This window comes from Anabaenopsis arnoldii, from assembly GCF_028331025.1.
Taxonomy (GTDB): domain Bacteria; phylum Cyanobacteriota; class Cyanobacteriia; order Cyanobacteriales; family Nostocaceae; genus Anabaenopsis; species Anabaenopsis arnoldii.
The window spans coordinates 1-10400 of sequence record NZ_JAQMUH010000057.1 but is presented as its reverse complement, the minus strand read 5'-3'; the positions used below and the strand labels follow the sequence as shown (position 1 = coordinate 10400).

11 protein-coding genes and 1 pseudogene are annotated in these 10400 nt (G+C 41.6%); 2 read left to right on the top strand and 10 right to left on the bottom strand.

Going from position 1 to position 10400, the window contains the following annotated elements; genetic code table 11:
* Positions 1-175 (bottom strand): DUF4347 domain-containing protein (locus PN457_RS04475; RefSeq protein WP_271731599.1); only part of this gene is annotated, 175 nt, incomplete at its 3' end.
* 230 nt (positions 176-405) lie between these two features.
* On the opposite strand from PN457_RS04475, the gene PN457_RS04470 reads away from it, so the two are divergent.
* On the top strand, positions 406-585 hold the full coding sequence (locus PN457_RS04470; RefSeq protein WP_271731597.1) for a hypothetical protein: 180 nt from the start codon (positions 406-408) through the stop codon (positions 583-585).
* An 81-nt stretch (positions 586-666) separates the two neighbouring features.
* Here PN457_RS04470 and purU read toward each other — a convergent pair whose 3' ends face one another.
* From purU to PN457_RS04445, 5 genes are read right to left on the bottom strand one after another with little or no spacing between them, the layout of a single operon-like run.
* Complete coding sequence (gene purU / locus PN457_RS04465; RefSeq protein WP_271731594.1) at positions 667-1521, bottom strand: formyltetrahydrofolate deformylase; 855 nt, start codon at positions 1519-1521, stop codon at positions 667-669.
* Positions 1522-1581: 60 nt separating this feature from the next.
* Complete coding sequence (locus PN457_RS04460) at positions 1582-2193, bottom strand: DUF4340 domain-containing protein (protein ID WP_271731591.1); 612 nt, start codon at positions 2191-2193, stop codon at positions 1582-1584.
* Between the two features lie 9 nt (positions 2194-2202).
* A complete protein-coding gene (locus tag PN457_RS04455) occupies positions 2203-3771 on the bottom strand; it encodes a GldG family protein (RefSeq protein ID WP_271731590.1) in 1569 nt (522 codons plus the stop codon).
* Positions 3772-3803: 32 nt separating this feature from the next.
* A complete protein-coding gene (locus PN457_RS04450; RefSeq protein ID WP_271731589.1) occupies positions 3804-4616 on the bottom strand; it encodes an ABC transporter permease in 813 nt (270 codons plus the stop codon).
* Positions 4617-4625: 9 nt separating this feature from the next.
* Positions 4626-5597 (bottom strand): ABC transporter ATP-binding protein, encoded by a 972-nt coding sequence (locus PN457_RS04445; RefSeq protein ID WP_271731587.1) that lies wholly within the window; start codon positions 5595-5597, stop codon positions 4626-4628.
* A 217-nt stretch (positions 5598-5814) separates the two neighbouring features.
* On the opposite strand from PN457_RS04445, the gene rnhA reads away from it, so the two are divergent.
* Positions 5815-6726 (top strand): ribonuclease HI, encoded by a 912-nt coding sequence (gene rnhA / locus PN457_RS04440; protein ID WP_271731586.1) that lies wholly within the window; start codon positions 5815-5817, stop codon positions 6724-6726.
* 8 nt (positions 6727-6734) lie between these two features.
* Here the strand turns inward: rnhA and cruG are convergent, their stop codons facing one another.
* The 4 genes and pseudogenes from cruG to PN457_RS04420 all read right to left on the bottom strand — a co-directional run.
* The gene (cruG, locus tag PN457_RS04435; RefSeq protein WP_271731585.1) at positions 6735-7901 is read right to left on the bottom strand and encodes a 2'-O-glycosyltransferase CruG; all 1167 of its coding nucleotides are present in this window, start codon (positions 7899-7901) and stop codon (positions 6735-6737) included.
* Positions 7902-7999: 98 nt separating this feature from the next.
* Positions 8000-8908 (bottom strand): gamma-carotene 1'-hydroxylase CruF, encoded by a 909-nt coding sequence (gene cruF, locus PN457_RS04430; protein WP_271731583.1) that lies wholly within the window; start codon positions 8906-8908, stop codon positions 8000-8002.
* A 603-nt stretch (positions 8909-9511) separates the two neighbouring features.
* Positions 9512-9946 carry a helix-turn-helix domain-containing protein gene (locus PN457_RS04425; RefSeq protein WP_271731581.1) on the bottom strand — a complete coding sequence of 145 codons (435 nt, stop codon included), beginning with the start codon at positions 9944-9946 and terminating at the stop codon, positions 9512-9514.
* A gap of 132 nt (positions 9947-10078) precedes the next feature.
* Positions 10079-10400 (bottom strand): annotated as a pseudogene (locus tag PN457_RS04420) (transposase); the annotation flags it as partial.

Genomic DNA, 10400 nt, shown 5'->3' with positions numbered 1-10400 from the left:
GGGGATGCTGTGCTAAAAATCTTGTAATTTGAGTTATACCATCCTCATCAGGATTGAGGATAACAGTGGTTATACCTGGTATAACACCCGCAGCGAGGGTTTGATAGTCGGATACAGTGGAATCAATAAATACAATAGCCACGGGGGTAAGGGTGTTATGGGTAGTAGATAGCATGGGGAATGGCGGGGGTGTAAAAATTCAGGTTTTGAACTGGCTTAATTACGCTTCATAGTACAAAAAATACCATAATTAATTTAATTTTAAATAATGTAATTAATTTTTTATAAAGCCTTTTTCAGTCTCATGAAGTACACACCAATTCCCAATTCCCAATTCCCAATTCCCTATTCCGGTGTTCCGGTGTTCCCTCAAACTAAAAAAAATGTACCTCACGAGCATGGGAAATGCTAGATTTAAATATCAATTATACTATTGAGGTAATTTTGTCATCTATCCTAGGGCAGATATTTGACAAGATAAATCATCTTAATATCCAATCAAGTCGATCGCCGTTAGTTGTGGTTATTAATGTGAGGATTAATACCTATGGTTTGAGGGGCGATCGCCCTTACTTTTATTATTAATGTGAGAATTAATACCCAGTCTGATTTAACCCTCAACCCTCAACCCTCAACCCTCAACCCTCAACCCTCAACCAATAATCATCACTCAAATACCACCGTCCTATTAGAATAGACCAATACCCGATTTTGCAGATGTAACCGTACCGCTCTAGCTAAAACCACCCTTTCTAAATCTTTACCCTTCCTAATTAAATCCTCAACCTCATCCCGGTGACTAACTCGCACCACATCCTGCTCAATAATCGGACCCGCATCTAAATCAGGTGTAGCATAGTGAGCAGTAGCACCAATAATTTTTACCCCACGTTCAAAAGCTCGGTGATAGGGATTTGCACCCACAAAAGCCGGTAAAAATGAATGATGAATATTGATAATTTGGGGAAACCCAGCCACAAAATCAGCACTAACAATCTGCATATATTTAGCTAAAACTACCAAATCAATCTTATATTTCTGTAGTAGTTCTAGCTGTTGGGCTTCCTGTTCCGCCTTATTATCTTTAGTAATAGGAATATGATAAAAATCAATACCAAATTGCTCTGCTACTTCCTTAAGTTGACCATGGTTACTAATAATTAAGGGAACCTCAGCAGCGAACTCCTTAGCTCTTTGTCGCCAAATTAAATCAAATAAACAATGGTCTTGCCGACTCACCCATATAGCAATACGTGGTATAGTATCAGAAAAATGTAATTGCCATTTAGCATTTAAAGGTTGAGCGATCGCATTAAATGCAGGGCCAATCAGCTCTCGTGGTAAATTAAATCCCTCTAACTGCCATTCTATCCGGGTCAGAAATAATCCAGCCGAAAAGTCCGTATGTTGGTCTGCATGGATAATATTACCACCATTAGCATAGATAAAGTTGGCAAATTTGGCAACTAGTCCTCTCTGGTCAGGACAGGAAATAAGTAAAGTGGCGGTGGGTTGGGTCATGTACTAGGTTGATGTTTAATTTTTCTGTCGCTGCTTTTTATGTTTTAATGTGGCGATCGCCTAATTTTTAATAAGTTCATCTTCTGAGTTTGTTTGAGCCTCACTATTATATTTTGGTTCTTGCCATTCTGAAACTTCCCGATTTACAGCATTTTGAAAATCTGTGGATACAAGTATGACATTTATCTTACCATTTTCTTCTTGATTCTCCTCAGTTTGAGCATATAAAAACCGACTGTTAAAGTCAGAGTTACCTAAAATTAGTTGGTGTGTCTTCTGGTTTTTCAACTTAATATTAATCCTGGCCAAGGGTTGACTAAAACCAAATTCCTCTAATTCATTAGGTGTAACTTCTAATGTGCGATCGCTTTCACCATTAACTAATAAATTCGTTAAGTAAGCAACGATCGCATCATTAGCTGGTTCTATGGAAGGAGATGTTAACAACCATTGCGGTTCTGTTGATGGGGTGCGGCGTTCTAAACTGACGGTGACATCTTGTTTCTGAATGGTCAAAGATTCTATATCATCTTCTGTAAAGGTAAAAATTTGCTGCTTTTGCGCCTGTAATTCTTCTCCCTGCGTTGTACCTTTAATTTCATAGAAATAGACAAAACCACCCAAACCCAGAGCCAGAAACATTAAAACTAAAGTTGTGCGTGGTAATTTCATATGTCTTGATTATCTCCGCTTCCACCAAATAATAACCGCCGTTACCAACCCCAATAATGGTAATAGTAATAAAGATGAAAGTGCTAACATAGTGGTTTGGAAAACGCTCAAGTTAATCCGGCGATTTCTGGGTTCCTTCGGACGAATAGAAAGGGGTTGTTGGTCTTGTTGACTTAACCAAGTCACCGAGTTAAGAAACACATCCCCATTTAGTTGCTGTTCAAATAAGCCATCAGTAGCAAATTCCGAATCTCCAATCACTACTAACCGGGATTCCATCCTCGGTGCTGGGGGTTTTTCTTCCCCTTCAGTGGGTGTGGTTGGTATTGTTTTAGTCAAAGCCACACCTAAAGTCAGAGGTCCGGGGATATCTGTTTCGGGGTTAAACTCTAATTTTTCGCTTTCCTGGTCGCTTTCAGCCCAACTGTCAGGATAGGGTTTAGTTTGTAGTAAAATAGTTGATTTAATTCCAGCTACAGGGTTAATTTCTAAAGGTCTTGCTAATCGATAAAAGGAAATACCATTACCAAACTCTTGCGTAATAGGATGTTGTCCATAATCAGTGACAATCGGAACAGCTGGGCCTAGTCCTACAGCAGATCCAGAAACATCCACAGCTAAACGATTGTCTAAAATAACACCCCATTCTTTAAGTAAACCCTCAAGATTAGTCTTAGTATTGGGGTCAATCATTAATAGGACATTTCCACCACCATTCAGATAATCTTGTAAGGCCTTGACCTCGCTATCAAATAATTCTCGTTTAGCACCAGCTACGACTACAACAGATACATCTTTTGGAACTTGAGATTTTTCTCCTAAATTCAGTGGTGAACCACTATAATTTATATTGCTTAATCCCTGAATGGCTTGTGAAATTCCCCCTTGACCTGATGTTAAGGAATGTTCGCCATGACCTTGCACAAAGTAAACTGGAGTTGTGCTTGTACTGTTAACTTGTTGCAGACGATTTGTTAATCTAATTTCTGACAACCGTTCATTGATATTTAGTTTTTGGACTAATTGGCGGTTATCTCCCGATTCTAGGTACACTTCCCCATAATCTTGAACACCAAATTTGTTTGCTAGAGTTGGTCTAGCTTGGGGGTCTACATACTCAAATTCAAACTTGGAACTTTCTCGCCCATAGTTTTCTAGTAGTTCCTTGTCTAGGGGATTTCTGTTAACATCAAATACCCATACTTTAACTGGTTTTTCTAACCTCCTGACTAATTCTTGAGATTGAGGTGCTAGGCTAAATAATTGGGTTTCTGTTAAGTCTTGACGCAGGTAATAACGAGTGCCCAAAAAGTTAAGTAACCCCACAATTGCGAATACAGCTACAATGACAATCACAGCATTAGCACCTGCTTGGGTGGAACGACTATTCCACCATTGATATTGCTGACTTTGCAATACTATCCACAAACTAAGGGTAATAGTTCCTGTAATCAGGAATATCAGGGGGATGATTCCCCAGGTTTCCGCCACTATTCCAGATGTTAACCCGACAGCAAGTAAAAATAATCCTAAAAAAAATAAGTATTTTACCGGTTGGTTTTTTTTGATAATTTTCATTTGTAATTACTGATTAGTCATTGGTTCCCTAATTACCGCCGCCCAAAACGCAGTGCATCAATTGACTGGGCCGTGAGAAAAATACCCAAGAATATATAACTACTGAATAAAATCACGGCGCTGCTATCGAAAATACCTTGAATCAGAGTATTGTAATGTTTTAATAATGAGAAATGACCTATTATTTCTCCCATAGTTCCACCCATCCCCTTAGCAATCACATCAACAAACAATAATAATAAAATTACCGCGAAGGTGAGGACAGCAGATAAAATAGTGCTGTCGGTCAGGGAGGAAATAAACATTCCTAATGATAATATTGCCGCAGCTAGTAAAATTAAGCCCAAATTCCCTAGTAAGGTAATTGTGGGCGACATAGGTGGGTTAGATGCACTGATGGCGATCGCCTGCAAGATGAATAAGGGTACAATCAGAGTAGTAAAAAATGTGAGTACACCTAATAATTTACCCACTGCTACCGCCCAGTTAGTCACTGGTGAGGTGGCTAACAGTTCCAAAGTACCCAGCTTGCGTTCTGACCCATACAATCCCATAGACAGTATTGGTAAGATAAATAACAGTAACCACCCCAATCTATCCAGGAATGCACGGATAAACTCATAGGGGACATCTATAGGTGGGATTGGTATATTTAGCTGTTGTCCTTGGAGGTCGATTTGGGCAACTGTTGGTAAAATCCCATCAGGCCCTACTAAAATTGTTACAAAGAATAACCCCGCTATCAACCAAAATACACTGGCGATCGCATAGGCAAAGGGAGAGATAAAATAACTCTGTAACTCTCGGCGATAAATAGCAATAATATTACTCAGCACTATACCCATTAAAGCTCCTTAGTTTGGTGAATCTGAATCTAGATTTTTTTCTGCTGTAGTCAATTGCAAAAATACATCTTCTAGGGTAGCGCTAACACGTCGCATTTCATGTAATCCCCAACCCGCAGTGACCAATGTTGCAGCAATATCTTTTCCCGCTTCCATTCCAGGTTGGGAAATTACCCGCAAGTGAGCGCGGTTGTCATCACATGGATGATTACTAGAAACAGATTCTACCAGACTTACACCGGGGATATTTTGCAAAGTTTGTGTTGCTAAATCACCATCTCCCTCAATTTCTATTTCATATGCTGACCCACCTGATAACTGGGTCATCAGGTTTTCTGGTGTATTCGTGGCCACAATTTTACCCCCGTTGATAATAGCGACACGGCTACAAGTCATACTCACCTCCGGCAAAATGTGGGTAGACAGAATAATGGTGTGAGTACCAGCGAGACTTTTAATTAAATTGCGGACTTCAATAATTTGTCGGGGGTCAAGTCCCACAGTGGGTTCATCTAAAATAATTACTGGTGGGTCGTGGACGATCGCTTGAGCAATGCCGACTCTTTGGCGGTATCCTTTAGATAGTTTGCGGATAATTACTTGGCGCTTATCTTCTAAGTTACAGCGTTTAATCGCTGCTGTCACCTTCTGGGGGCGATCGCCCGCAGGAACACCTTTAATTTGTGCGACAAAATCTAAGAATCCCTCCACGGTCATTTCTGGATATAACGGCGGTGTTTCCGGTAAATAACCAATGCGTTGACGAACTGCGAGGGAATTTTCATGAACATCAAAGCCAGCAATTGCGGCTTTACCCTTGGTAGCTGGTAAATAACCCGCTAAAATCCGCATGGTTGTAGTTTTACCCGCACCATTGGGTCCCAAAAATCCTAAAATTTCCCCTGGTTCAACCCTAAAGGTAACATCATCAATAGCTGGGGTAGAACCGTAAGTTTTACACAGATGTTCGACTTCAATCATCGTTCTGCTGGCAAGAAGAAAATCAAATAGAGAATACCCAACAATCTTAGATCACTTGGGGAATTGTCCTCATCTCAGGTACTGGGACTGGAAATTAAGTAACATACAACAAAAGGTTTCTCACCTCACCTCGCTTCTGACCTGTATCAAATTCTCCCTTCTCCTTGCTCAGGAGATGGGTTGGGAGTAAGGTTGTATATTTTATCAAATCCGCACTATGTCCAACCAACGCAAAATTCAAACTATATACACCGATGGCGCTTGCACTGGTAACCCTGGTCCTGGGGGTTGGGGTGTAGTAGCTTATTTTACCGATGGCGCAGTTCATGAAATGGGTGATGCTGTCAATTATACGACTAATAATAAGATGGAGATGACAGCGGCGATCTCAGCTTTAAAATTCTTCCATGAATATCGACAAAGTGAACCCATTACCCTGTATACCGATAGTGAATATCTGATTAAGTGTGTCACCAAGTGGTTACCAGGATGGAAAAAAAAAGGCTGGAAAAAGGCTGATGGTAAACCCGTCCAGAACCAAGACCTATTAGAAATTCTCGATCAACTGAATACTCCACAAATAAATTGGCAGCACGTGCGCGGGCATTCTGGTAACATAGGTAACGAGCGCTGTGATGTGATTGCTCGCTCATTTGCTAGCGGTCAAATCCCATCTCTACAAGAACTATCTCCTACTGATTCCTATAAATCTTTACATTCTTTAGGTGAAGGCGACAGGGAAAAGGTAGCCTGTTATGAATCTAAATCTACAATAGTTCACAAAAGTACACAAGAACACAGTACTTTTATGTCAGATATGAATGCCATGGAACCATCCACTGTAACAGATGCGGCCACAAATGAAGAACAACTATCGACAACAAGGGTCAAACAACTGAGAAACTTGGTGGAGACTCTGCGTATAGCTGACGAAATTGCCGAAAAAGGCTATTTAATTACCAGTTCGGAACTAGCAGACTTGATGGATGTCCACGCCAGCGCCGTCACTAGTCGGGGAGACGAGTGGCGCTGGCGCAACTGGATTGTGTCACGGGTAAGACGAGAAGGAAATCAAATTCTCTGGGAGCTAGAACGAGGCGATCGCCTAGAAACGGAAAATGAAATATAACTAAGCAATCAGTTATACTTCCTCCCTCGCCATTCCCTGGGGGTGCGCAATGCTGAAAGGAAGATTCGGAATACAGCTAGGGGGTCAGCTAAGGGAGAAAGCCAAAATAACCAACCACCTTGAGCAGTTTTGCGATCGTAAGAAGGTGCGATCGCAAAAACCAGAGCAAAACGAATAACCAACAGAAATACATTTAACCCCAATAATAGGGGTGGGGAGGAAACTAACAAGCAAGTAGGGACAAGGAATACAGGTAAACCTTGCACTGCACAGAGTAACCATAAATCGCCCCACACTTGACCAGGTAAAGATGCGTCTTTTAAATCCAGACTGCGACCCCATTCCTTCCAAGTTTCCCTTGCTCCCTCATACATCCGCACTTTCAGCACCTGGGAGCCATCCAGAAAACCTACTTTAAACCCTTGCTGTGCAATATGTCGCGCCAAGGTGACATCATCACAAAAAGAACTACTAGCACTAGTATAACCACTGACGGCAGCCAAAACAGAACGGCGACACAAAAAGCATTGACCATTAGCCATCACCCTTTCCGGCTGGGTCGTGGTAATTCCCGCCGGGTCGAAGCGATAAAGCAAAGTCATTAATAATGCCGGTTGCAGCCAGCATTCACCGGGATACTTGAGAATGAACTGGGGTGAGAGGGAAATTAAATCATATCCCTGGGCCTCTGCGGTTTTCACCAAACTAGCAACTAGTCCCGGATGTGGTTGGGTGTCAGCATCCATCCCCAGAAACCACTTACTTGCTTCGGAACTATACAAAAATCCGTTATGTAAAGCCCAGGGACGACCTACCCAATTAGGCGGTAAGGGGTCATCTGTGATTAACCGAAAGCGCGGATCTTGCTGCTGTGCAGTTTTCACTAAGTCCGGGGTTCCATCTTGGGAATTACTGTCTACAACAATAATTTCCCGCACTTCGTAACTTTGGCGGCTTAAGCCAGATAACAGCGGACTAATACGCAGGGCTTCGTTAAGGGTGGGAACTACAACGCTCACACTACCGAGAAGTTCCGGTGTTGGCTGTTGGGGTGATATGGGGGGATACCTTCTTGGCCCCTTCAACAGACGGGAAAGTAAAATCGCCGTTGCTGGTATTTGAATAAGTAGCAATAGAAAAGTTATGACGCTTTCTACTGTTAAAGCGTTTTCCACAATAAAAATATCTAGCAATGAAAATGGTGATTACACAAAAAATTGGGCAGGAGACATGAGTTTTTCCTTGTCTTCGGTAGTCTTCCTGTCCCCTAATTTTATTTCAAGGCAACTTCGATGTTTGCCACTGAAATTTGGTTGGTGGTTGATTGGGTATCAGTTTGGTTAGATACTGCTGACCCTTTTAACCACAGTGCTAGCGCAGGGGCTACTCCTAGGAAACAGCCCAATACTACCGGGATGGAGAATCCCGCCGCTAAACTCATGACTGTAGCAAAGCCAAAGTTGGCTAAATATACTACTAAGGGTAAATTCAGCTGCGATCGCTCAAATTTGATGGGGTTGTTTTTCCATAGTAAGGCGGAGACGGTCATAAACACCGCACCAGTACCCCACCAACCCGCAAAGTTTTGATAAGGCATTCCAAAGAAAGCCCCCGGTTGATGCCAATACCAGAAGGGTAGAGAAGTTTGGCTCATGGCAGGATCAAGCACAAAATCCCAGGAAGTCAACAGCAAGGAACCTAAAGCAATAGCAACAATATGTCGCCACCAGCCCGGTTTTGTGTCCACTTCTAACCCAGCACGGGCTAGTAGGTATGAAACGCATCCCAAATAAAACCATGATAGGGGAATTGTGAAGGGCACTAAACCAGAAATTTTATAGCCCAAGCCGCTCAAATAGCTATAGTGACCGAAAGGAAATCCTGTACTGGTTCCCAGTAGTTCACTGGTCAGGGAAATCAATATTGCTGGCAGCATAAATGCCAAAATTCTCCCTAACCCCAAGGTGCGCAAACCATACAAAAATACAGCTGCGGTTCCCAAGATCATATAGACCACACCACCTCCCGCCATACTCCACTGCATGGCAGTTTGTCCAATTTCAGAGAAATGGAAAATTACTTCGGCATTCGGCACTACTATTAGTATGCCTACCAATCCAAAGACCATTGACACGATGTGGCCAATTAGGCCTACGCGCTCCGCGATTACAAGTTGTTTCATGATCAGTCCTTAACAAGATGTGACGTGTGGCTGCTGGGCTGTTAATAGTTTACAAATATTTACGCAAATATTTAACTAGTTTGTACCATTATTCCCCTGGAAGTTGTTAATTTTTCTGAGTAAGTGCATCATAACCTATTGAACTTATACTGTTAGCAGCCAATTACGGCAATCATGGCGGGTGAGAGGATGATTGTTTTGCTCACTGGTGACGACCAACACGCGATTCACGAACAGATCAAGCAATACAAAGCAAAGATTGATTTTCAATCTCAAACCCCTTAGTTGTTTAAGTCAGTCAAGGAGAGTTGGTTAATTCCTCAATTAGATGAATCAATTTTTACTTTGAGTTTGTATGCTTGCATGATCTTCTGAATAAAAATCTGTTTTTATCTTATAGCCTTTGTCAGTCTAGTGAGGTACAGTAACAACAATGGGTAAACCAATTATAAATATCCTCTATAGCCTTTTTCAGGTTCATGGAGTACACACCAATTCCCTGTTCCCTATTCCCTCAAACTAAAAAAAATTGTACCTCACGAGCATGGGAAATTCTATATTAAAGACAGATTAGCTCCCGATTCATCAAGAAATATAAGGTTTTCAGCAGGTATGCCCTGAAGCTGATGCCAGAATTCTACTCTTAATGATTGAACTCTTTGGGTCTCTTTTTCGGAGGCGTGCAATGTTTTTTTTTAGGCTAATTTCCATCTTCTGTAACATCCGGTCTACTGTAGATATACCAATTGTTATTCCTGTTCTTTCTTGAAGAATTAAGCGAATTTCTCCCAAGGTGGCATCATTCTTGGCTTCAACTATTTCTTGGAGAATATTAAGTTGTTGAGAATTTAGCTTTGTAGGAGTTTGTTTTGTCCTCCGTTTAGGAGCAATACTTTGTGTTTCTCTATATTGCTTTAGTAATTTCTCCACAAAACTTAAACTTACACAGAATCTTTTTGCTAATTGACGTTGTGATATTCCACTTTCCAAGTATGTATCAAATATTTTTTGGCGAAAGTCGAGAGAATATGCTTTCATTTTTACCATTAAGTAGATGGACAGCCTTATCTTAATCAGTGTACCTCATTAGACTGGGAACCGCTATATCTTGCATCACTGGGAAAATATAGCAACCGCCAAGGAGGTTAGGACGCAAAAAGGGCATCTCGTGCGGATTCGACTTTTTAACCAAGACCAACATTTTTCAATCTGATTCAGGTCTGGAGAATAAGGTGGTAGAACACGTCACACCCTGCATCCTCAATCAGTTCTTGAATGCGCCCACCTTTATGAAATGTGGCATTATCCATCACCACAACCAGTCCCGTTTGAGTGTGGGAAGCAAACAAGTTTCAAGCCAAGTCTCAAATACTATTCGATTACACGCACCCTCAACAGTGAAAGGAGCTATCAGCTGATGGTTACACAGCGCGGCAATTATGTTCACCCGACCTTCACGACGACCTGATTTAAGTGCATGGAAGCGCTGTCC

Bases quoted from the DNA above. Each gene is read 5' to 3' on its own strand.
- PN457_RS04470 (WP_271731597.1), top strand. From the start codon at position 406: ATGCTAGATTTAAATATCAATTATACTATTGAGGTAATTTTGTCATCT.
- purU (WP_271731594.1), bottom strand. From the start codon at position 1,521: ATGACCCAACCCACCGCCACTTTACTTATTTCCTGTCCTGACCAGAGA.
- PN457_RS04460 (WP_271731591.1), bottom strand. From the start codon at position 2,193: ATGAAATTACCACGCACAACTTTAGTTTTAATGTTTCTGGCTCTGGGT.
- PN457_RS04455 (WP_271731590.1), bottom strand. From the start codon at position 3,771: ATGAAAATTATCAAAAAAAACCAACCGGTAAAATACTTATTTTTTTTA.
- PN457_RS04450 (WP_271731589.1), bottom strand. From the start codon at position 4,616: ATGGGTATAGTGCTGAGTAATATTATTGCTATTTATCGCCGAGAGTTA.
- PN457_RS04445 (WP_271731587.1), bottom strand. From the start codon at position 5,597: ATGATTGAAGTCGAACATCTGTGTAAAACTTACGGTTCTACCCCAGCT.
- rnhA (WP_271731586.1), top strand. From the start codon at position 5,815: ATGTCCAACCAACGCAAAATTCAAACTATATACACCGATGGCGCTTGC.
- cruF (WP_271731583.1), bottom strand. From the start codon at position 8,908: ATGAAACAACTTGTAATCGCGGAGCGCGTAGGCCTAATTGGCCACATC.
- PN457_RS04425 (WP_271731581.1), bottom strand. From the start codon at position 9,946: ATGAAAGCATATTCTCTCGACTTTCGCCAAAAAATATTTGATACATAC.